This window comes from Streptomyces sp. NPDC107521, assembly GCF_055598485.1.
In genome coordinates this window covers 501,978-523,487 of record NZ_JBVKAT010000001.1, presented here as the reverse complement: position 1 = coordinate 523,487, position 21,510 = coordinate 501,978, and the positions used below count along the sequence as shown (strand labels likewise).

20 protein-coding genes are annotated in these 21,510 nt (G+C 73.9%); 5 read left to right on the top strand and 15 right to left on the bottom strand.

Annotated features, from left to right (window positions below; all coding sequences use genetic code 11):
* Positions 1 to 155 precede the first annotated feature (155 nt).
* Both ACZ7LB_RS02220 and hisI read right to left on the bottom strand, forming a co-directional pair.
* A complete protein-coding gene (locus ACZ7LB_RS02220; RefSeq protein WP_471465115.1) occupies positions 156 to 1,676 on the bottom strand; it encodes an anthranilate synthase component I in 1,521 nt (506 codons plus the stop codon).
* 20 nt (positions 1,677 to 1,696) lie between these two features.
* Positions 1,697 to 2,098, bottom strand: coding sequence for a phosphoribosyl-AMP cyclohydrolase (hisI, locus tag ACZ7LB_RS02215; RefSeq protein ID WP_365215957.1), 402 nt, complete (start codon positions 2,096 to 2,098; stop codon positions 1,697 to 1,699).
* An 81-nt stretch (positions 2,099 to 2,179) separates the two neighbouring features.
* On the opposite strand from hisI, the gene ACZ7LB_RS02210 reads away from it, so the two are divergent.
* Positions 2,180 to 2,815 carry a TIGR03085 family metal-binding protein gene (locus tag ACZ7LB_RS02210; RefSeq protein ID WP_471464937.1) on the top strand — a complete coding sequence of 212 codons (636 nt, stop codon included), beginning with the start codon at positions 2,180 to 2,182 and terminating at the stop codon, positions 2,813 to 2,815.
* 124 nt (positions 2,816 to 2,939) lie between these two features.
* Here the strand turns inward: ACZ7LB_RS02210 and hisF are convergent, their stop codons facing one another.
* The 8 genes from hisF to hisD are packed head-to-tail and all read right to left on the bottom strand — an operon-like array spanning position 2,940 to position 8,731.
* Positions 2,940 to 3,695 (bottom strand): imidazole glycerol phosphate synthase subunit HisF, encoded by a 756-nt coding sequence (gene hisF, locus ACZ7LB_RS02205; RefSeq protein WP_161225212.1) that lies wholly within the window; start codon positions 3,693 to 3,695, stop codon positions 2,940 to 2,942.
* A 45-nt stretch (positions 3,696 to 3,740) separates the two neighbouring features.
* Positions 3,741 to 4,172 (bottom strand): Rid family hydrolase, encoded by a 432-nt coding sequence (locus ACZ7LB_RS02200; RefSeq protein WP_471464936.1) that lies wholly within the window; start codon positions 4,170 to 4,172, stop codon positions 3,741 to 3,743.
* Positions 4,169 to 4,894 carry a bifunctional 1-(5-phosphoribosyl)-5-((5-phosphoribosylamino)methylideneamino)imidazole-4-carboxamide isomerase/phosphoribosylanthranilate isomerase PriA gene (gene priA / locus ACZ7LB_RS02195; protein ID WP_471464935.1) on the bottom strand — a complete coding sequence of 242 codons (726 nt, stop codon included), beginning with the start codon at positions 4,892 to 4,894 and terminating at the stop codon, positions 4,169 to 4,171. Before priA ends, ACZ7LB_RS02200 begins: the two co-directional genes overlap by 4 nt.
* Positions 4,895 to 5,545 carry an imidazole glycerol phosphate synthase subunit HisH gene (hisH, locus tag ACZ7LB_RS02190; protein ID WP_471464934.1) on the bottom strand — a complete coding sequence of 217 codons (651 nt, stop codon included), beginning with the start codon at positions 5,543 to 5,545 and terminating at the stop codon, positions 4,895 to 4,897.
* Complete coding sequence (locus ACZ7LB_RS02185) at positions 5,536 to 5,700, bottom strand: hypothetical protein (protein ID WP_202549996.1); 165 nt, start codon at positions 5,698 to 5,700, stop codon at positions 5,536 to 5,538. Before ACZ7LB_RS02185 ends, hisH begins: the two co-directional genes overlap by 10 nt.
* Positions 5,701 to 5,703: 3 nt before the next feature.
* On the bottom strand, positions 5,704 to 6,297 hold the full coding sequence (gene hisB, locus ACZ7LB_RS02180; RefSeq protein WP_471464933.1) for an imidazoleglycerol-phosphate dehydratase HisB: 594 nt from the start codon (positions 6,295 to 6,297) through the stop codon (positions 5,704 to 5,706).
* Positions 6,294 to 7,409 carry a histidinol-phosphate transaminase gene (locus ACZ7LB_RS02175; RefSeq protein WP_471464932.1) on the bottom strand — a complete coding sequence of 372 codons (1,116 nt, stop codon included), beginning with the start codon at positions 7,407 to 7,409 and terminating at the stop codon, positions 6,294 to 6,296. Before ACZ7LB_RS02175 ends, hisB begins: the two co-directional genes overlap by 4 nt.
* The gene (gene hisD / locus ACZ7LB_RS02170; protein ID WP_471464931.1) at positions 7,406 to 8,731 is read right to left on the bottom strand and encodes a histidinol dehydrogenase; all 1,326 of its coding nucleotides are present in this window, start codon (positions 8,729 to 8,731) and stop codon (positions 7,406 to 7,408) included. Before hisD ends, ACZ7LB_RS02175 begins: the two co-directional genes overlap by 4 nt.
* A 199-nt stretch (positions 8,732 to 8,930) precedes the next feature.
* On the opposite strand from hisD, the gene ACZ7LB_RS02165 reads away from it, so the two are divergent.
* The 3 genes from ACZ7LB_RS02165 (at position 8,931) to ybaK (ending at position 12,492) form a co-directional block, all read left to right on the top strand.
* A complete protein-coding gene (locus ACZ7LB_RS02165; protein ID WP_471464930.1) occupies positions 8,931 to 10,508 on the top strand; it encodes an oxidoreductase in 1,578 nt (525 codons plus the stop codon).
* Between the two features lie 653 nt (positions 10,509 to 11,161).
* Positions 11,162 to 11,902, top strand: a complete 741-nt coding sequence (locus tag ACZ7LB_RS02160) for an LON peptidase substrate-binding domain-containing protein (RefSeq protein ID WP_471464929.1) — start codon at positions 11,162 to 11,164, stop codon at positions 11,900 to 11,902.
* An 89-nt stretch (positions 11,903 to 11,991) separates the two neighbouring features.
* A complete protein-coding gene (gene ybaK / locus ACZ7LB_RS02155; RefSeq protein ID WP_471464928.1) occupies positions 11,992 to 12,492 on the top strand; it encodes a Cys-tRNA(Pro) deacylase in 501 nt (166 codons plus the stop codon).
* 809 nt (positions 12,493 to 13,301) lie between these two features.
* Here ybaK and ACZ7LB_RS02150 read toward each other — a convergent pair.
* From ACZ7LB_RS02150 to ACZ7LB_RS02135, 4 genes are all read right to left on the bottom strand, one after another.
* Positions 13,302 to 14,021: an AAA family ATPase gene (locus tag ACZ7LB_RS02150; protein WP_471464927.1), complete on the bottom strand. Its 720-nt coding sequence runs from the start codon at positions 14,019 to 14,021 to the stop codon at positions 13,302 to 13,304.
* A 34-nt stretch (positions 14,022 to 14,055) separates the two neighbouring features.
* The gene (locus tag ACZ7LB_RS02145; protein ID WP_471464926.1) at positions 14,056 to 14,883 is read right to left on the bottom strand and encodes an ABC transporter permease; all 828 of its coding nucleotides are present in this window, start codon (positions 14,881 to 14,883) and stop codon (positions 14,056 to 14,058) included.
* An 89-nt stretch (positions 14,884 to 14,972) separates the two neighbouring features.
* Complete coding sequence (locus tag ACZ7LB_RS02140; protein WP_471464925.1) at positions 14,973 to 15,947, bottom strand: ABC transporter ATP-binding protein; 975 nt, start codon at positions 15,945 to 15,947, stop codon at positions 14,973 to 14,975.
* Between the two features lie 160 nt (positions 15,948 to 16,107).
* Positions 16,108 to 17,325, bottom strand: coding sequence for an NYN domain-containing protein (locus tag ACZ7LB_RS02135; RefSeq protein ID WP_471464924.1), 1,218 nt, complete (start codon positions 17,323 to 17,325; stop codon positions 16,108 to 16,110).
* A gap of 223 nt (positions 17,326 to 17,548) precedes the next feature.
* Here ACZ7LB_RS02135 and ACZ7LB_RS02130 point away from each other — a divergent pair, with 223 nt between their 5' ends.
* A complete protein-coding gene (locus tag ACZ7LB_RS02130; RefSeq protein WP_471464923.1) occupies positions 17,549 to 17,716 on the top strand; it encodes a hypothetical protein in 168 nt (55 codons plus the stop codon).
* 123 nt (positions 17,717 to 17,839) lie between these two features.
* On the opposite strand, the gene dnaE is transcribed toward ACZ7LB_RS02130, so the two are convergent.
* Entirely contained in the window at positions 17,840 to 21,379 is a 3,540-nt protein-coding gene (dnaE, locus tag ACZ7LB_RS02125) for a DNA polymerase III subunit alpha (protein WP_471464922.1), read from the bottom strand.
* Positions 21,380 to 21,510 lie beyond the last annotated feature (131 nt).

The window sequence follows — 21,510 nt, the reverse complement described above, 5'->3', positions numbered from 1 at the left end:
CCGGGGTTCACGATCGGAGGGTGAGAAGTCCCCCATCGGGGGCCGTCGGGCGGCGGTTTCCGGCCACATCCGGGGCGTGCGGGCACGGTCCCGGGCCGGACGGAGCGCCCCCGCGCGCCCCGTCCCGCCGCCGCCGGCGGCCGTGCCGGCCGCCGTCAGCCGCCGAGGCGGTTGGCCGTGTGGACGGCGCGCAGCACGGCCGCCGCCTTGTTGCGGCACTCGGTGTCCTCGGCGACCGGGTCGGAGTCCGCCACGACGCCCGCGCCCGCCTGGACGTAGGCGGTGCCGTCGCGCAGCAGGGCGGTGCGGATGGCGATGGCGGTGTCCGAGTCGCCCGCGAAGTCGAGATAGCCGACGGCGCCGCCGTACAGGCCGCGGCGGGAGGGCTCGAGTTCGTCGATGATCTGCAGGGCGCGCGGCTTGGGGGCGCCGGAGAGGGTGCCGGCCGGGAAGCAGGCGGTGAGCACGTCGAAGGCGGTGCGGCCGGGCGCGACCTGCCCGGTCACCGTGGAGACGATGTGCATGACGTGCGAGTACCGCTCGACGGACATGAAGTCGACGACCTCGACGGAGCCGGGCTCGCAGACCCGGCCGAGGTCGTTGCGGCCCAGGTCGACGAGCATCAGGTGCTCGGCGCGCTCCTTGGGGTCGGCGAGCAGTTCCTCGGCCAGCGCCTGGTCCTCCCCGGGGGTGGCGCCGCGGTGGCGGGTGCCGGCGATGGGGTGCAGCAGGGCCCGGCCGGCCTCCACCTTGACCAGGGCCTCGGGCGAGGAGCCGACGATGTCGAAGCCGTCGAGGCGCAGCAGGTACATGTAGGGGGACGGGTTGGTGGCGCGCAGGACCCGGTAGACGTCGAGGGCGCTCGCGGTGCAGGGCGTCTCGAACCGCTGGGAGGGGACGACCTGGAAGGCCTCGCCCGCGCGGATGCGCTCCTTGATGTCCTCGACGGCCGCCTGGTAGTCGGTGCCGCCCCAGAGGGCGGTGTACTCGGGCAGTTCGGAGGGGGGCAGCGCGGCCGGGGGCTGGGCCACGGCGCGGCCGAGGTCGGCCTGCATGGCGTCCAGGCGGGCCACCGCGTCGGCGTAGGCCTCGTCGACGCCGGTGTCCAGGTCGTTGTGGTTGATCGCGTTGGCGATCAGCCAGACCGAGCCCTCCCAGTGGTCCATCACGGCGAGGTCGCTGGTGAGCAGCATGGTCAGCTCGGGCAGCCGCAGGTCGTCGCGCTCGCCGGGGCCCACCTTCTCCAGGCGGCGGACGATGTCGTAGCCGAGGTAGCCGACCATGCCGCCGGTGAAGGGCGGCAGGCCCAGGTCCTCGGCGAGGTCGCGGGGGGTGTGCAGGGCCTCGATGGTGGCGCGGAGCGCGCCGAGGGGGTCGCCCCCGGCGGGGACGCCGACCGGCGGGGTGCCCTCCCAGTGGGCCAGACCGTCCCGCTCGGTGAGGGTGGCGTCGCTGCGGACGCCGATGAAGGAGAAGCGGGACCAGGAGCGCCCTCCCCCGGTGCTGAACGCCTGGGAGGCACCCCCGTCCGCGGACTCCAGGAGGAAGGTGCCGGGGCGTTCGGCGGCGAGCTTGCGGTAGAGGGCGACCGGGGTGTCGCCGTCGGCGAGGAGCTTGCGGGTGACCGGCACGACGCGGCGGTCGGCGGCGAGCTTGCGGAAGGTCTCGAGGTCCATGACGTCCATGGCCGCAGACCCTACTGATCCGCCCCGGGCGCGTCGCCACCCGTTCCGCCGCCGAGGAGCACATCGGCGTCGAAGCAGGTGCGGGCCCCGGTGTGGCAGGCGGCGCCGGTCTGGTCGACCTTGACGAGGACGGTGTCGGCGTCGCAGTCCAGGGCGACGGACTTGACCCGCTGGACGTGTCCGGAGGTGTCCCCCTTGACCCAGTACTCGCCGCGGCTGCGGGACCAGTAGGTGCAGCGGCCCGTGGTCAGGGTGCGGTGCAGCGCCTCGTCGTCCATCCAGCCGAGCATCAGCACCTCCCCGGTGTCGTACTGCTGGGCGATGGCCGGGAGGAGTCCGTCCGGACTGCGCTTGAGGCGGGCGGCGATCTCCGGGGCGAGCGGGCTGGGCCCCCGGGGCGGGCTGCTGGTCATGGGTCCATTGTGCCGCGCGCGGCAGGCCGGCCCCGGCCGTGTCCGGTGGGCGGACCGGGGGCGCGGCCGTAGGCTGACGGCATGTCGACATTCGCCAAGCGTGAGCGGCTGCTGCTGGCCGACCTGCTGGAGACCGCCGGTCCGGACGCCCCCACCCTGTGCGAGGGGTGGGTGACCCGGGACCTGGCGGCACACGTCGTGGTGCGCGAGCGGCGGCCGGACGCCGCCGGGGGCGTGCTGATCAAGCCGCTGGCGGGCCGGCTGGAGAGGGTGTCCCGGGAGTACGGGGAGAAGCCGTACGAGGAGCTGATCGGGCTGATCCGCTCCGGGCCGCCGAAGTTCTCGCCGTTCACCCTGAAGCAGGTCGACGAGGCGGCGAACACGGTGGAGTTCTACGTGCACGCCGAGGACGTCCGCCGGGCGCAGCCGGACTGGTCGTCGCGCGAGCTGGACCCGGTGTTCCAGGACGCCCTGTGGGCCCGGCTGGAGCGCACCGCCCGGCTGGTGGCCCGGGACGCCCCGACGGGACTGGTGCTGCGCCGTCCGGACGGGCGGACGGTGGTCGCCCACCGGGGCGCGCCGGTGGTGACGGTCACGGGCGAGCCCTCCGAGCTGCTGATGTTCGCCTTCGGGCGGCAGGACGCGGCGAAGGTGGCGCTGGACGGCGACGAGGACGCGATCACCCGGCTGCACGAGGCGAAACAGCTCGGCCTCTGACGCCCCCCGGGCGCCCCTGCGGTGCTCCCCCTCGGCGGCCGGGCCGCCCCGGGCCGGGGACGGCGCGGCCGACGGCGGTCCGGTCCCGCCCGTGCGGCGGCCGGGGCCGGGTGTCCGGGAGGGCCTAGCGGACCGGGTGGCCCGCCGACCGCAGGGCGTCCTTGACCTCGCCGATGCGCAGGTCACCGAAGTGGAAGACGGAGGCGGCCAGCACCGCGTCCGCGCCCGCGCCGACGGCCGGGGAGAAGTCCGCGAGCCGCCCGGCGCCGCCGGAGGCGATGACGGGGACGGAGACGTGGCGGCGGACCGCCGCGATCATCTCCAGGTCGTAGCCGTCCTTGGTGCCGTCCGCGTCCATCGAGTTGAGCAGGATCTCCCCCGCGCCCAGCTCCGCCGCCCGGTGGGCCCACTCGACCGCGTCGGTGCCGGTGCCGCGCCGTCCGCCGTGCGTGGTGACCTCGAAGCCGCCGGACGGGGTGCGGCGGGCGTCGACGGACAGGACCAGCACCTGGCGGCCGAAGCGCTCCGCGATCTCGCGGATCAGTTCGGGCCGGGCGATGGCCGCGGTGTTGACGCCCACCTTGTCGGCGCCGGCCCGCAGCAGCCGGTCGACGTCGTCCGCGGTGCGCACCCCGCCGCCGACGGTCAGCGGGATGAACACCTGCTCGGCGGTGCGGCGCACCACGTCGTAGGTCGTCTCGCGGTCGCCGGACGAGGCGGTGATGTCCAGGAACGTCAGCTCGTCGGCGCCCTCGGCGTCGTACACCTTGGCCATCTCGACGGGGTCGCCCGCGTCGCGCAGGTTCTGGAAGTTGACGCCCTTGACGACCCGGCCGCCGTCCACGTCCAGGCAGGGGATGACTCGGACCGCCAGGGTCATGAATCCACGGCTCCTCTAGTGCCTCGTGCTGTGCTGTTACCGCTGCTAACGGGCCCGCGTGGGGCCCTCCGCGCCGGGCGGCGCGGTCCCTCCCGCGTAGGCCTCCAGTTCCACCGAGACCAGGATGCGGGAGTCGACGAAGCCCTCCACGACCAGGAAGGTCGCGGCCGGGCGCACGGAGCCGAACAGCTCCCGGTGGGCCCGGCCCACCGCGTCTACGTCGCGCGCGTGGGCCAGGTGGACGCGAGTGAGGATCACGGACCCGATGCCGAGTCCGAACTCCCCGATCGCGTTCAGGGCGGCGGCGAAGGCCGCCCCGGCCTGCTCGTACGGGTCGCCCTCGCCGTGCAGCACCCCGTCCCGGAAGGCGGTGGTGCCGCCGACGACGACCCGGTCGCCCGCCGCGACGGCCCGCGCGCAGCCGAAGGACTCCTCCCAGGGACTTCCGCTGTGCACGCGCCGTACGCCGGACGTCATGACGCCACTGCCTCCAGGGCCTCTTCCAGGGTGAAAGCCTTCGCGTACAGGGCCTTCCCGACGATGGCGCCCTCGACACCCAGCGGGACGAGCCCGGTGAGCGCCCGCAGGTCGTCCAGCGAGGAGACGCCGCCGGAGGCGACGACCGGGCGGTCGGTGGCCGCGCAGACGTTCCTCAGCAGTTCCAGGTTGGGGCCCAGCAGGGTGCCGTCCTTGGCGATGTCGGTGACGACGTACCGGGCGCAGCCCTCACCGTCGAGGCGGGCCAGCGTCTCGTAGAGGTCGCCGCCGTCGCGGGTCCAGCCGCGCCCGCGCAGGGTGGTGCCGCGCACGTCCAGGCCGACGGCGATCCGGTCGCCGTACTCGGCGATGACCTTGGCGACCCACTCGGGGGTCTCCAGGGCGGCGGTGCCGAGGTTGACGCGGGTGCAGCCGGTGGCGAGGGCGGCTGCCAGGGTGTCGTCGTCGCGGATGCCCCCGGACAGCTCGACCTTGATGTCCATGACCCTGGTGACCTCGGCGATCAGCTCGCGGTTGTCACCGGTACCGAAGGCGGCGTCCAGGTCGACCAGGTGCAGCCACTCGGCACCGGAGCGCTGCCAGGCGAGGGCCGCGTCCAGGGGGGCGCCGTAGGAGGTCTCGGTGCCGGACTCGCCGTGCACGAGGCGGACGGCCTGCCCGTCGCGGACGTCGACGGCGGGAAGGAGTTCGAGCGTGCTCATCTACAGGGTCTCGATCCAGTTGGTGAGGAGCTGGGCTCCGGCGTCGCCGGACTTCTCGGGGTGGAACTGGGTGGCCCACAGCGCGCCGTTCTCGACGGCGGCCACGAACGGTTCGCCGTGGGTGGACCAGCTCACCCTGGGCGCGGTGAAGGCCGGGTCGCGCGGCTGGAGGGTCCACTCGTGGACGGCGTAGGAGTGCACGAAGTAGTACCGGGCACCGGCGTCCAGCCCGGCGAAGAGCTGCGAGCCGGAGGCGGCCTCGACGGTGTTCCAGCCCATGTGGGGCACGACCGGGGCGCGCAGCGGGGCGACGGTGCCGGGCCACTCGTCCAGGCCGTCGGCCTCGACGCCGTGCTCGATGCCGCGGGCGAACAGGATCTGCATGCCGACGCAGATGCCCATGACCGGGCGGCCGCCGGAGAGGCGGCGGTCGACGATCCAGTCGCCGCGCGCGGCCCGCAGGCCCTCCATGCACGCGGCGAAGGCGCCGACGCCCGGCACCAGCAGCCCGTCGGCGTTCATCGCCGCGTCGAAGTCACGGGTGATCTCGACCTCGGCGCCCGCGCGCGCCAGGGCGCGTTCGGCGGAGCGGACGTTGCCGAAGCCGTAGTCGAAGACGACGACCCGCTTGGCGGCGGGGCTCAATTCCACACCTCCAGGCGCATCACGCCCGAGACGAGGCACATCGCGGCGCCGATGGAGAGCAGCACGATGAGGCTGGTGGGCATCTTCTGCTTGACGAAGGAGATGATGCCGCCGAGGAAGAACAGGCCGACGACGATCAGGACGGTGGCGGTACCGCTCATGGTCTACAGGGCGCCCTTCGTGGACGGCAGGATTCCGGCGGCGCGGGTGTCGCGCTCCGAGGCGTAGCGCAGGGCCCGGGCCAGGGCCTTGAACTGGCACTCCACGATGTGGTGCGCGTTGCGCCCGTAGGGCACGTGCACGTGGAGGGCGACCTGCGCCTGGGCGACGAAGGACTCCAGTATGTGCCGGGTCATGGTGGTGTCGTACGCGCCGATCATCGGCGCCATGCCCTCGGGCTCGGTGTGCACGAGGTAGGGGCGGCCGGAGAGGTCGACGGTCACCTGGGCGAGGGACTCGTCCAGCGGCACCGTGCAGTTGCCGAAGCGGTAGATGCCCACCTTGTCGCCGAGGGCCTGCCGGAAGGCGGCGCCCAGCGCGAGGGCGGTGTCCTCGATGGTGTGGTGGGAGTCGATGTGCAGATCGCCCTCGGTCTTCACGGTCAGGTCGAACAGACCGTGCCGGCCGATCTGGTCGAGCATGTGGTCGTAGAAGCCGACACCGGTGGTGATGTCCGTCTTCCCGGTGCCGTCCAGGTCGATCTCGACGAGGACCGAGGTCTCCTTGGTGGTGCGCTCCACGCGCCCGACGCGGCTCATGCGCCTTGCTCCTGTTCTTTCTTCAACTCACGGACCGCGTCCAGGAACGCGTCGTTCTCCGCCGGGGTGCCCGCGGTCACCCGCAGCCATCCCGGTACGCCGTTGTCCCGGACCAGGACGCCCCGGTCGAGGATGCCGCGCCAGGCGGCACGGGTGTCCTCGAACCGCCCGAACTGGACGAAGTTCGCGTCGGACTCGGTCACCTCGTAGCCGATGGCGCGCAGTTCGGCCACCAGCCGGTCCCGCTCGGACTTGAGCTGCTCGACGTAGGTGAGCAGGTCGTCCGTGTGCTCCAGGGCGGCCAGCGCGGTCGCCTGGGTGACGGCGGACAGGTGGTAGGGCAGCCGCACGAGCTGGACGGCGTCGACGACGGCCGGGTGCGCGGCGAGGTAGCCGAGCCGCAGGCCCGCGGCGCCGAACGCCTTCGACATCGTGCGGGAGACGACCAGGTGCGGCCGGTCCGCCAGCAGCGGCAGCAGCGAGGCGCCGTGGCTGAACTCGATGTACGCCTCGTCCACCACGACCATCGTCGGCTTCACGGCCTGCGCGGCGTCGTGCAGGGCGAGGACGGTGGCGGCCGGTACGGCGTTGCCGGTGGGGTTGTTGGGGCTGGTGACGAAGACGACGTCCGGGCGGTGCTCGGTGATGGCGCGCACGGCGGCGGCCACGTCGATGGTGAAGTCCTCGTGGCGCGGTCCGGAGATCCAGCCGGTGCCGGTGCCGCGCGCGATGAGGGCGTGCATGGAGTACGAGGGCTCGAAGCCGATCGCGGTGCGGCCGGGCCCGCCGAAGGTCTGCAGCAGCTGCTGGATGATCTCGTTGGAGCCGTTGGCCGCCCAGACGTCGCTCGGGCCCACGGGGTGGCCCGTGGTGCGCGTCAGGTAGGCGGCGAGCGCGGTGCGCAGCTCGACGGCGTCCCGGTCCGGGTAGCGGTTGAGGTGGCGGGCGGCCTCGCGGACCCGCTCGGTGATCCGCTCGACCAGCGCCTCGGGCAGCGGGTAGGGGTTCTCGTTGGTGTTCAGCCGTACGGGCACGGCCAGCTGGGGCGCGCCGTAGGGGGACTGACCGCGCAGTTCGTCCCGTACGGGCAGATCGTCGATGCCGAACGTCACTTGCTTGCCGGGACCTTCCACTCGAACCGTGCCTTGATCGCCGCGCCGTGCGCGGGCAGGTCTTCCGCCTCCGCCAGCGTCACCACGTGGTGCGCGACCTCGGCCAGGGCGTCGCGCGTGTAGTCGACGACGTGGATGCCGCGCAGGAAGGACTGCACGGACAGGCCCGAGGAGTGGCAGGCGCAGCCGCCGGTGGGCAGGACGTGGTTGGACCCGGCCGCGTAGTCGCCGAGGGAGACCGGCGACCAGGGGCCGACGAAGATCGCCCCGGCGTTGTGGACGCGGTCCGCGACGGCGGCGGCGTCGGCGGTCTGGATCTCCAGGTGCTCGGCGCCGTAGGCGTCGACGACGCGCAGCCCCTCGTCGATGCCGTCGACCAGGACGACGGCGGACTGGCGGCCGGCGAGCGCGGGGGCGATCCGGTCGTCGAGGTGCCTGGCGACCGCGGTCTGGGCCGCCAGCTCCTTCTCGACGGCCTCCGCGAGCGCGGCCGAGTCGGTGACCAGGACGGCGGCGGCCAGCGGGTCGTGCTCGGCCTGGCTGATCAGGTCGGCGGCGACGTGCACCGGGTCGGCGCCGGCGTCGGCGAGGACGGCGATCTCGGTCGGCCCGGCCTCGGCGTCGATGCCGATACGGCCGGCGAAGTACCGCTTGGCGGCGGCGACCCAGATGTTGCCGGGGCCGGTGACCATGTTGACCGGCGGACAGGACTCGGTGCCGTGCGCGAACATCGCGACGGCGGTGGCGCCGCCGGCCGCGTAGACCTCGTCGACGCCGAGCAGGGCGCAGGCGGCGAGGACGGTCGGGTGCGGCAGCCCGCCGAACTCGGCCTGGGCGGGCGAGGCCAGCGCGATCGAGCCGACGCCGGCCTCCTGGGCGGGCACCGCGTTCATGATCACGGACGAGGGGTAGACGGAGCGGCCGCCGGGCGCGTAGAGGCCGACCCGCTGGACCGGCACCCACTTCTCGGTGACGGTGCCGCCGGGCACGACCTGGGTGGCGCGGGTGGTGCGGCGCTGGGCGCGGTGGACGACGCGGGCGCGGCGGATGGACTCCTCCAGGGCCGCGCGGACGGCCGGATCCAGCTCCTCCAGCGCGCGGGCGAGCGCGGCGGCCGGGACCCGGACGCTCTCCAGGGTGACCCCGTCGAACCGCTCGGCGAAGTCGATCAGCGCCGCGTCGCCACGATGATGCACGGCCTCGCAGATCGGACGCACCTTCTCCAGGGCGGCCGAGACGTCGAAGTCGGCTCGGGGCAGCAGGTCGCGCAGGGCCGCGCCCTCGGGGAGGGCGGCGCCGCGCAGATCGATTCGGGAGATCACGGAACCAATTCTCTCAGACCCGCGTCGGAGGCCGTCCGCGCGTATCAGTGGCTGATACGGAACGCCACGGCCCGTCACCGCCCCGGGAGGGGACCGAAGTTCGCCCTCACGTTGAGTGTTCAGGTGGTCACACAGTGGGCATGAACGGTTGTACGAAGTGTGACCGACTGCCGAAGGGACGGGGAGGGAGTGATGTGCCGTGACCGAAGGGGACGGCCACCGTGACGGAGAGCTGCCGGACGACCTGACGCTGGTCGAGGCCGGCATGTGGCAGGCGTTCCGCGAGGGCGGCGTGTACGACCTCAGCGGCGGTGACGCGCGGGTCGACGATCCGCACGGCGGGCAGGTGTGGGGTCCGGAGCGGACGGTGCGGGCGCGCGTCGTATGCCGGCTGCTCCTCGACGGTCCCCCGGCGCTGGCGGGCCGGGTGGCCTCGCTCCAGCTCGTGGGCGTGCGGATCAGCGGCACCATGGACCTCGCGGGCGGCACCGTGGTGCCGTACGTGGAGCTGCGGCGCTGCCGCTTCGACCGGCAGGTGCTGCTGCCGGAGGCCCGCTTCACCACGGTGCGGATGGTCGACTGCGCGGTGCCCCGGCTGGAAGCGGCCCGGCTGCACACCGAGGGCGACCTGCACCTGCCGCGCTGCCGCTTCGCCCAGGGCATCCGGCTGACGGACGCCCGGATCGGCACCGATCTGCTGCTCAACCAGGCGGTGGTGCACCGGGACCGCAGCGGGCGCTCGATCGCCGCTGACGGCATGACGGTGGGCCAGGACCTCCAGGCCGAGATGATGGAGTCGTACGGGGAGATGAGCCTGCGCGGCGCCACGGTCGGCGTGTCGCTGAGCCTGCGCGGCGCCCTGCTCCGCAACCCGTACGCCCGGCTCGCGCTGAACGCGCCGCAGCTCACCGTGGGGCGGACGCTGTACCTGACCCCGGCGGGGCTGGGCAGCTCGCTGCTGCGGGGCACCACCCCGGCGGAGGGGACGCGGGTCCAGCGCTTCTCCTGCCAGGGCGGGGTGCGGCTGGACGACGGGCGCTTCGGCGACGCGGTCGACCTGGAACAGGCGCGGTTCACCTTCACCGACGAGCAGGATCTGTCGCTGCGCCGGGTGCAGACACCGGAGCTGCGGTTCCTGGGCGAGAGGCCGACGCGCGGGAAGGTGGTGCTGTCGGGGGCGCGGGTCGTCAATCTGGTCGACCGGGCGGACAGCTGGCCGGGTCCCGGCCGGCTGCACATGGGCGGCTTCTCCTACGAGAACCTGGTGCCGCGCGGCCCGTTCCCGCTGGAGCGGCGGCTGCGCTGGGTCGCCGCGGCGACGGCGGAGTACAACCCGGAGCCGTACGAGCGGCTGGCCGCCGTGCTGCGGGCCGGGGGCGAGGACGAGGACGCCCGGGAGGTGCTGCTCGCCAAGCAGCGCCGCCGCCGCGAGAGCCTGCCCCCGGCCGCGAAGCTGGTGGGGTACGCGCAGGACTGGACGGTGGCCTACGGCTACCGGCCGGGGCGGGCGGCGGTGTGGATGGCGGTGCTGTGGGCGGCGGGGTCGCTGGCCTTCGCCCGGGCCGATCCGCCACCGCTGAAGGGCGAGGAGCATCCGGACTGGAGCCCGGTGCTGTTCACCCTGGATCTGCTGCTGCCGGTGATCGACCTCGGCCAGATCGGTTTCTGGCATCTGCGCGGCCCGTGGAAGTGGCTGGCCGCGGCCCTGGTCCTGGCCGGCTGGATCCTCGCCACGACGGTCGCGGCGGGCGCGACCCGCCTCCTGCGCCGGAGCTGACCACCGGGGCCGCGCCCCGGGACGCGGCCGGAGCGGTGCCGGGGGCGGCGCCCGCGGGGTCTCCGGGCGCCCGCGGGACCACGGCGGCCCCCGGCCGCCCCCGGGTGCGCCCCACCGGCCGCAGGGCCCCCTCTGCGGGCGGACGGCGGTCAAGGTGACGCCCGGGACGTCACCCCACCGGGGCCTCCCGCACCGGGGCCGACACCCGGACGCCACTCGCCGGGGGTTCCCCGCTCGGGGGCCGACGCCCGGAGGCCACTCGCCGCAGCACCCCGCGCGGGGGGCCCGGGAGAACAGCCGCGGCGGGGCCGGGCACGGTGCGCACGACGACGGTGCCCGGCCGGAACGGGGCGGCCTCCTCGGGACTCCGCGGCGGCACCCGCTCTCCGGGGTCCCGGTGCCCGGGAGAGCGGGTGCCCGGGAGGGTCCCGGTGCCCGGGGAGCCATGGGCCCCGGTCCTCCCCGGCACACCCCGCCGGCCCCGGCGCCCCGGCATCCCGTCGACGGGCGGACGGTGGTCGGGACGGCGCCCCGGGCGTCGTCCCGCCGGGCCTCCCGCACGGGGCGCGGAGGGGAGCCCCGGCCGGGCCGGGCGGGGCGCGTGGCGGGTGGGGCCGCCGGGCCGGGCGCGGCGCGCATTAGGCTTCTGCGTCGTGACCACCGTCCGGCTCCCCCTCTTCCCGCTGAACTCGGTGCTGTTCCCGGGGCTGGTGCTCCCGCTCAGCGTCTTCGAGGAGCGCTACCGCGCGATGATGCGCGACCTGCTGAAGACCCCCGAGGACGAGTCCCGGCGGTTCGCCGTCGTGGCCATCCGCGACGGCCACGAAGTGGCCCCCAGCGCCCCCGGCATGCCCGATCCCACCGCCGTGCCCGAGCGCGGGCCCACCGCCGGGTTCGGTCCCGATCCGATGGCGTCCTTCCACCGGGTCGGCTGCGTCGCCGACGCGGCGACCATCCGGGAACGGCCGGACGGCACCTTCGAGGTGCTGGCCACCGGCACGACCCGGGTGCGGCTGCTGTCCCTGGACTCCTCGGGACCGTTCCTGACGGCCGAGCTGGAGCCGCTGCCCGAGGAGCCCGGCGACGAGGCGGGCGCGCTGGCCGAGGGGGTGCTGCGCTCCTTCCGCCAGTACCAGAAGCGGCTGGCGGGCGCGCGCGAGCGGTCCCTGGCGACCGGCGCGGAGCTGCCCGACGAGCCCAGCGTGGTCTCGTACCTGGTGGCCGCCGCGATGATGCTCGACACGCCGACCAAGCAGCGCCTCCTCCAGGCCCCGGACACGGCCTCCCGGCTCCGGGACGAGCTGAAGCTGCTGCGCTCCGAGACTGCGATCATCCGCACCCTGCCGTCGCTGCCGGCCTCGGAGCTCACCACCGGCCCGACGCACTACAACTGATCCGCGCCCGGCGGACGCCGCCGGACGCGCGATCCGCGTACGGGGGCGCCGTACGCACCGACGCACGGTCTCCCGGAGGGACGGCAGCGATGGCGAAGAAGGCGAAGAAGCAGCAGACCGGGGGCACCCCGGCGACGGTGGCGCTGACGGCGGCCGAGGTGGCGTACACGGTGCACGCCTACGACCACGACCCCGCCCACCCGTCCTACGGCGAGGAGGCGGCCGAGGCGATGGGCGTCTCCCCCGAGCGGGTCTTCAAGACGCTGGTCGCGGACGTCGACGGCGCGCTGACGGTCGCCGTGGTGCCGGTGGCGGGCTCACTGGACCTGAAGGCCCTGGCGTCGGCGGTGGGCGGCAAGCGCGCGGCGATGGCCGACCCGGCGCTGGCGGAGCGCACCACGGGCTATGTGCGGGGCGGCATCTCCCCGCTGGGCCAGCGCAAGCGGCTGCCCACGGTCCTGGACGCCTCCGCCTCCGCCCACCCCACGATCTGCGTCTCGGCGGGCCGCCGGGGCCTGGAGGTCGAACTGGCCCCCACCGACCTGGCCGCCCTGACCGACGCCGTCCTGGCCCCCATCGGCCGCCTCTGACCCGCCCCGGGCTCTCCCTGAGGGCGGGGAACGTCACGGACAGGGCACCGGTGCAGCCCGGACCCCACCGCCCTCCGGCACGGACCGGACGGCGGCGCCGGGCACACCGGCGGGGACGCGTCCGCCGAGCGGCCCCCGCCACACCGGAACCCGGGCCCACCCGGCACCCTCCGCCGGGCCGAACCCGGCTCCATGCAAGCCGCACGGGCGCGCGGGCCGCCGGGCCGCCGGGCCGCCGGGCGGGCCGGCGTACACGGGCGCGAGCCGGGCAGGCTTCACGGGGTGCCGTACGAACATGAGCCGGACGGGCACGCAGGCACGGAAACGGTGCCGGACGGACAGACGCGCGCGAGCGCCGGGCAGCCGCACCGGAAGTCCGCAGCGCCGGCCCACCCGGCGCCTCCGCCGGACCCGTGACCGGCCCATGGAAGCCACACGGGCGCGCGGGACGCCGTACCGCTGCGCCGGCATGCGCGAGCGCGCGCGGGGGCGCGAGCCGGGCAACCGCGCAGAGCAGCGTACGACCGTGGGCCGAACGGGTACGCGGGCGCGGCGGAAGGCGCCGGACGGGCGCCCCGGAGTGCCGGACGGACGCACGGGGGACCAGGCCGGGCCCGGCCGACGGCAGCGGCAGCGGCAGCGGCAGCGGCAGCGGCAGCGGCAGCGGCAGCGGCAGCGGCAGCGGCAGCGGCAGCGGCAGCGGCAGCGGCAGCGGCAGCGGACAGCAACGAACGGGCCCGGGCGACGGCACGGGCCGGTCGGGGACCGGGCAGCGCGCGCCGGCCCCTTCCGCGTCCCCTCCGGGAGACCTACGTCGGCTTGCCGTCCCCCGCACCCCGCGGCGGTTCCCCCTGCGGCGTATTCGCCGGGAACCCGGGGTTCCCGGGGTCGTGCGGTTCCGGGTCGCGCGGGGTGAACAGGCTGGTCAGGCCCAGATGGACGCCGAGCGCGGCGATGGGCCAGGCCAGCAGCGCCCCGTGGGCGCCCAGCTTCAGCGGCGCGGAGAAGGTCACGCCCCTGCCCACGGCCCTGGCGTGGGCGATCACGTTCTGGGTGGGGCCGAGCCAGATGCCGACCCGCCAGGCGACCAGCGAGCCGAGCAGCCCCCCGGCGCCGAGCGCCACCGCCAGCGGCACCCCGCCGCCGCGCCGCAGCAGGAAGACCGCCGCCCCGGTGACCGCCCCGAAGGCCAGCGCCAGGAGGGTGAACGTGCCGTCGACCCCCACCGCCTGTTCGCCCTCGGAGTCCTTGAGGTAGACGACCCAGCTGTCGCCCATCGCGTCGCCGACCAGCGGCACGTGCGGCGCCAGCCACCACCAGAGGATCCCCAGCAGCACCCCGGAGAGTGCCAGCGCCACCAGCGCCAGGACGGCCTGCCGCACTTCCGGCCACGTCCAGAGGCCCTGCTGGTCACCGGTCCGGTACGGGGCGAGGTCCACCGCGTGCGCGCCGGCGGGCGGCGGTACCGGCCCGCCCCCGCCCGAGGGACGGCCGTGGGGTGGTGGGGGGGGAGTCAGGGGTGCGGTCACCCTGACATGTTGCCAAACGCGCCCGTGGCGCGCGTCACCGGACGGCGGCCCGCCGGTACGCCCAGGTGGCGACGGCCAGCGAGACGACGCCGACCGCGGCGCACACGGCGAGGTCGCCGAGGACCAGGGCCCAGTCGGGGTCCTTCCCGAAGGTCCGGGCGAACGCCTCGACGCCGTAGGTCGAGGGCAGCAGGTCCCGGGCCAGCCGCACCACCCCGGGCATCCGCTCGGCCGGGAGCACGCCCAGCAGCAGCGCCGCCGACATGCCGAGCTGGCCCAGCAGGGTGGCCAGCTCGGGCCGGGGCGCCAGCAGCCCGAGCGCCGCGCCCAGCCCGGCCAGCGCGGCCCCGGCCAGCGGGATCACGGCCGCCAGCACCCAGAGGTGGGTCAGCGGCAGCCCGAACAGCACGCAGCCGAAGACCGCCGTGACCACCGTCCCGGGCACGGTGAAGGAGGCGTAGGCGCCCGCCGCGCCCAGCACCACCGCGGCGGGCGGCACCGGCAGGGTGGCGTAGTGGTCCAGCCCACCGCTGGCGCGGAGCTGGCCGAAGTACTGGGCCAGGAGGTTGAGCGCGACGAAGGCGACGACCAGCACCGCCGAGCCCGCGACCACGGCCCGCGCCTCGCCGCCGCCGTCCACGACGCCGCGCATCAGGATCATGATGCCGACCGACTGGAAGGTGGCGACGAACAGCAGCGGAATGCGGGCCACCCTTGCCCGGGAGAGCTGGGCCCGGTACACCGCCGCCAGGGAGGGCCACAGCCGCGCCGCGGGGGCCAGCTCCGCCGCTCCGGGGGCGGCACCGGGCCGCTCGGCGGCCAGGGCACCGCCCGGCCGGACATCGCCGGGAACGACACTCACGTCGCGCAGCTCCGTTTCCTCGCGGTCCTTGGGTCGGGCCGTGGCCGGGGGCGCGGGCACGGCGCCCCCCATTCTGGCCCCGCGGGCGCTCACGCCCGCACCAGCCCCTGCCGGGCGTCGCCGCCCAGCGCCAGATACACGTCCTCCAGGCTGGGCGTGGCCAGGGTGAAGTCGTCCAGGGCGGCGAAGGCGGCACCGCCGGTGACGGTGGCGACGACGGCGCGGGCCTCCTCGGGGGCCAGCCGCAGCGTCCAGCGGCGCCCCGACTCGGCGGCGCGGTCGCGCAGGGCGGCGACCTCGGGGACGTTCAGGGGGGCCGTCTCGCGCCACACCAGGTCGACGCGGACCTCCCCGGCGACCCGCTCCTTGAGCCCGGCGGGCGTGTCGCAGGCGATCACGCGTCCCCGGTCGAGGACGGCGACCCGGTCCAGGACGGTCTCGGCCTCGATGACGTTGTGGGTGACGAGCAGCACGGTCGCGCCGTGCTCGGCGCGGCGCCGGTCGACGGCGGCCCAGACGGCGCGGCGCGCCACCGGGTCCATGCCGGTGGTCGGCTCGTCGAGGACCAGCAGCGGGCGCTCCCCCACCAGGGCGGCGGCGAAGCAGGCCAGGCGCCGCTGGCCGCCGGAGAGCTTCTTGAGCGGGCGGGAGGCGAGCGGGGTCAGGGCGAGTTCGTCCAGGACGGCGTCCCGCTCGGCGCGGGCCCGCCGGACGTCGAGTCCGCGCAGCCGCCCGGTGGTCTCGGCGGCCAGCGACACGGTCAGCTCGTCCAGGGCGGTGGACTCCTGGCCGAGGTAGGCGAGGATGCGGGCGGCCCGCTCCGGGTGGCGCACGATGTCGTGGCCGAGGATCTCGACGCCGCCGCTGTCGGGGCGCATCAGCCCGGTGAGCTGGCGCACGAGGGTGGACTTGCCCGCGCCGTTGGGCCCGAGCAGTCCGAAGATCTCACCGCGGCGGATCTCCAGGGTGACGTCGTCGGTGGCCCGGACCTCGGGGGTGGCGGGGACCCCGCGCCTGCCGCGCACGGCGGGGTAGGTCTTGGTCAGCGCGCGGACGACGCACACGGCATCGCCACCGGGTCGAGATGACTGTGCCGCGCGCGTACTCACAAGGGACGAGACTACGGGGTCGGCGGTCCCGTCCCGCCCCCGGGTCCGCGCACGGGGGCCGTTTCGGCGGGCGCCCCGGTGGCCCGCGGGGGCGCCCGGTGGCGGCGGGGGCGCGTCAGTCGCCCGCGGGGGCGCGCTCGGTCGCCGTGCGCTGGTCGATCTCGCGCCAGAAACCGGCCCGGATCGCGTACCGGTCGTGCTCGTCGATCTGGTCGTCCTTGTGGGCGAGCAGTCCGAAGCGGGCCGCGTAGCGCAGCAGCTCGCCGTCGACCCGGTGCGGGATGCGCGGGTACATCACGGAGAGCTTCTGCAGATGGAGGTGGTCGCCTAGGCGCTCCACCCAGCGTCGGGCGAAGACCTGGCCGACCTCGAAGGGGTCGCCGCCGACGGTGGTGATGTCCTCCTCGCGGTCGGCCCAGCGCTGCTCGGCGGTGGTGAGCTGGGCGAGGGTGGGCAGCGAGGGGGTCTCGGCCGGTTCGCCCGCGGCGGGGCGGTCGACCCAGCCCTTGTCGGAGGACCAGCGCAGGGTGGCGCTGGCGGGGTGCGGATGCGGCTGGGCGTGCGGGCCGGGGGCGCGCAGGGCGGCGAGGTCCTTGGGGGTGGGGACGCCCTTGGCGGGCGGTACGCGCTCCCCCGCGCCGGGGGCGGGCAGGGCGGCGGGGTGCGCGGGCTCCGGTGCGGGCCGCTCGGCGGGGGCGGGCAGGGAGGAGTCGGGCAGCGGCGCGGAGAGGATGGCGGCGATCTCGGGGCGGGGCGCGGGCGGCGGGGCGCAGATCCCGCCGATCTCCCGGGCCCGGACGGCCTTGGTGATCCAGGCGCGGTCCAGGACGCGGCGCTCGTCGGCCTCGGCGACGAGGTCCTCGGACTGGTTGTAGTCGCCGTCGGCGGCCTGGACGGCCCACAGGTGGACGGCGACGCCGTGCTCCTTGGCGGCCATCATGCCCGGCAGCAGGTCGCCGTCGCCGGTGACGAGGACGACGTCGGAGCAAGCGCGGTTGCGGGCCAGCTCGGTCAGTTCGGCGTGCATGGCGGCGTCCACGCCCTTCTGCGCCCAGCGGCCGTCGCTGCGGGTGAGGGCTCCGAGGCGGACGGTGACACGGGGCATCACGCGCAGCCGCCGGTGCTCGGGCTGCGGGACGCGGTCGGGGGCGCCGTCGAACCAGTAGATGCGCAGCAGGGGCTGCTGGGTCTCGGACTCGGCGCGTTCGCGCAGCCCCTGGATGAGGGAGGCGTGGTCGACGCTGATGCGGGAGCGTGAGGGCTCGCCGGCGAGGAGACTGGCGGCGGCCCCCAGCAGATACCCGGCGTCCACCAGGACGATGCAGCGGTCCACGCGATCCACCCTCTTTCCGGGAGGTTTGCTTCGGCTTCCTTCGAGTCTGCCCGACCGCGCGGAGGTTAACGGCCCGAACTCGATCATCGGCGTGGCGTTTCCGCGCCGCACGGTCCGTCGAGCCGCGTCACGGACGGTAATTGCCCGATATGCGTTCTTTGTTGGCCTGTGTAAATCTGGTTCCGGCCCTGGCCCCTAGATCCCCCTCAGGAGGCAGATCACCATGGCCAAGAACAAGCACAACCGCGACCGCAAGCAGCAGTCCCAGCCCTCGCGCGGCTCGCAGCAGAGCGAGCCGTCGGCGATGGACCGCGAGGAGCAGCTCGCTCCGCAGCTCTCCCCCGGCGACCACGCCTCCCGCAAGCGTGAGAAGCGCTTCGGCCACAACTGACGCGCGGCGCACGGCCCTCGCGGCCGGTGAACACGACAGGGGCGCACCCGGTGCACGGGTGCGCCCCTGAGCCGTCGGACGCGTCCGCGGAGCCGGGCGCGGCGGCGGGCCCCGCCCGGCGGGTCAGCCCGCCAGGCAGGACGGGCCGAGCAGCACCTTCAGGTCGCCGAAGAGGGCCGGGTCGGGCTTGACGCGGTGCCGGTCCAGGCGCAGGACGGTGGTCCGGGTCGGGCCCTGGAGCCTGATCCGCACCTCGCTGTCGCCCTTGTGGTGGGTGAGGATCTCCCCGAGCCGGCTGACCATGGGCGGGGTGACCCGGGTGGCCGGGATGGTGAGCACCACGGGCGCGTTGGTGCCCGCGTGGGAGAGGTCGGGGACGGTCAGCTCCATGGCGACCAGCCGCGGCACGTCCTCCCGCTTGTCGAGACGGCCCTTGACGAACACCACGGCGTCCTCGACGAGTTGCGTGGAGACGAGCTGGTAGGTGGCCGGGAAGAACATGCACTCGATGGCACCGGCCAGGTCCTCGACGGTGGCGATGGCCCAGGCGTTGCCCTGCTTGGTCATCTTGCGCTGGAGGCCCGAGATGATGCCGCCGATGGTGACGACCGCTCCGTCGCCGAAGTCACCGCCGGTGAGCTGGGAGATGCCCGCGTCGGCCTTGTCGGACAGCACGTGCTCCAGCCCGAACAGCGGGTGGTTGGAGACGTAGAGGCCGAGCATCTCCCGTTCCTGGGCGAGCAGGTAGGTCTTCTCCCACTCGTCCTCGCCGAAGACCACGTCGAGCCCGAAGCCCGGTTCGTCGCTCTGCTCGTCGCCCATGCCGCCGAAGAGGTCGAACTGCCCCTCGGCCTCCTTGCGCTTGACCGCGACCACGTTGTCGATCATCGGTTCGTACTGCGCGGTGAGGCCCTTGCGGGTGTGGCCCATCGTGTCGAAGGCGCCGGCCTTGATCAGTGACTCGGTGGTCCGCTTGTTGCAGACGACGGCCTCGACCTTGTCGAGGTAGTCGGGGAAGGAGGCGTACTTCCCCTTGGCCTTGCGGCTGCGGATGATCGCCTCGACCACGTTGGTCCCGACGTTGCGGACGGCGGAGAGGCCGAAGAGGATCACGTCGTCGCCCTGGGCGGCGAAGTTGGACTCGGACTCGTTGACGTTGGGCGGGAGCACCTTGATGCCCATGTGCCGGCACTCGTTGAGGTAGACGGCCGACTTGTCCTTGTCGTCCTTGACCGAGGTGAGCAGGGCGGCCATGTACTCGGCCGGGTGGTTGGCCTTGAGGTAGGCGGTCCAGTAGGAGACCAGTCCGTACGCGGCGGAGTGGGCCTTGTTGAAGGCGTATCCGGCGAAGGGGACCAGCACGTCCCAGAGACCCTGGATGGCCTCGTCGCTGTAGCCGTTCTTGCGGGCGCCGGCCTGGTAGATGACGAAGTTCTTCTCCAGCTCCTCCGGCTTCTTCTTGCCCATCACGCGGCGGAGGATGTCGGCCTCGCCGAGCGAGTACCCGGCGATGATCTGGGCGGCCTTCTGCACCTGCTCCTGGTAGACGATCAGGCCGTAGGTGACGTCCAGGACCTCCTTGAGCGGCTCCTCCAGCTCCGGGTGGATCGGGGTGATCTCCTGCTGGCCGTTCTTCCGCAGCGCGTAGTTGATGTGCGAGTTCATGCCCATCGGGCCCGGCCGGTACAGGGCCGAGACGGCGGAGATGTCCTCGAAGTTGTCGGGCTTCATCATGCGCAGCAGGGAGCGCATGGGGCCGCCGTCGAACTGGAAGACGCCGAGGGTGTCGCCGCGCTGGAGGAGTTCGAAGGTGGTGGGGTCGTCGAGCGGGAGGCCGAGGAGGTCGATGTCGATCCCCTTGTTGGCCTTCACCATCTTGACGGCGTCGTCCATGATCGTGAGGTTGCGCAGGCCGAGGAAGTCCATCTTCAGCAGGCCGAGCGACTCGCAGCTCGGGTAGTCCCACTGGGTGATGGTCACGCCGTCGGAGTGCCGGACCCACACCGGGACGTGCTCGGTGATGGTCTCGCTGGACATGATGACGCCGGCGGCGTGCACGCCCATCTGCCGGACCAGGCCCTCCACACCGCGGGCGGTGTCGATGACCTTCTTCACGTCCGGCTCGTTCTCGTACATCCCGCGCACCTCGCCCGCCTCCGAGTAGCGGGGGTGCTTGGGGTCGGTGATGCCGGAGAGCGGGATGCCCTTGCCGAGGACGTCGGCGGGCATCGCCTTGGTGATGCGGTCGCCCATCGCGTACGGGTAACCGAGGACGCGGGCGGAGTCCTTGATGGCGTTCTTCGCCTTGATCTTGCCGTAGGTGCCGATCATGGCGACCTTGTCGGCGCCGTACTTCTCGGTCACGTACCGGATCACCTCGACGCGCCGGCGCTCGTCGAAGTCGATGTCGACGTCGGGCATGGAGACGCGCTCGGGGTTGAGGAACCGCTCGAAGATCAGTCCGTGCGGGATCGGGTCGAGGTCGGTGATGCCCATGGCGTAGGCGACGATCGAGCCGGCCGCGGAGCCCCGGCCGGGGCCGACGGCGATGCCCTGGTTCTTGGCCCACATGATGAAGTCCGCGACCACCAGGAAGTAGCCCGGGAACCCCATCTGGATGATGACGTCCATCTCGTAGGCGGCCTGCTGCCGGCGGTCCTCGGGGATGCCGCCGGGGAAGCGGCGCTCCATGCCCCGGCGGACCTCCTCCTGGAACCAGGTGACCTCGGTGTAGCCGTCGGGGATGTCGAACCTGGGCATCAGGTCGCGCTTGTGGAACATGCCCTCGACGTCGACCATCTCCGCGATCAGCCGCGTGTTGGCGCACCCCTCCTGCCAGGCGTCGGAGGAGTCGATGGCGTACATCTCGTCGGTCGACTTCAGGTAGTAGCCGGTGCCGTCGAACTTGAAGCGGTCGGGGTCCGAGAGGTTCTTGCCGGTCTGGATGCACAGCAGCGCGTCGTGGGCGGTCGCCTCGTGCGCGTAGGTGTAGTGCGAGTCGTTGGTGACCAGGGGCGGGATGCCGAGCTTGCGCCCGATCTCCAGCAGCCCGTCGCGGACCCGGTGCTCGATGTCGATGCCGTGGTCCATCAGCTCCAGGAAGTAGCGGTCCCTGCCGAAGATGTCCTGGTAGTCGGCGGCGGCCTTGAGCGCCTCGTCGAAGTGGCCGAGCCGCAGCCGGGTCTGGACCTCGCCGGAGGGGCAGCCGGTGGAGGCGACGATCCCCTCGGACCACTGGGCGATGGTCTCCTTGTCCATGCGCGGCCACTTCTGCAGCCAGCCCTCGGCGTAGGCGTCGGAGGAGAGGCGGAAGATGTTGTGCAGGCCCGTCTGGTTCACCGCCCACATGGTCTTGTGGGTGTAGCCGCCGGAGCCGGAGATGTCGTCGCGCTTCTGGTGCGGCTGGCCCCAGAGGATCTTGCGCTTGTTGCGGCGCGACTCGGGCGCCACGTACGCCTCGATGCCGATGATCGGGGTGATCCCGGCGCTCCGGGCGGTGTGGAAGAAGTCGTACGCCCCGTGCAGGTTGCCGTGGTCGGACATCGCGATGTGCGTCATGCCCATCTCGTTGCAGGCGTCGAACATGTCCTTCAGCCGCGCGGCACCGTCCAGCAGCGAGTACTGGGTGTGGACGTGCAGGTGCGTGAACGGCGGCTTCGACACGTGCGGCCTCCTGGGAAAACTGGGGACGACGGGCTGCGGTCAGTCCGGGGGGTCAGCGTCGAAGTCTATGCCTCACCACTGACACCCCGGGCCCTGCACGCGTACCGTCGGGCCGGGGCCCGCGTGTCGGG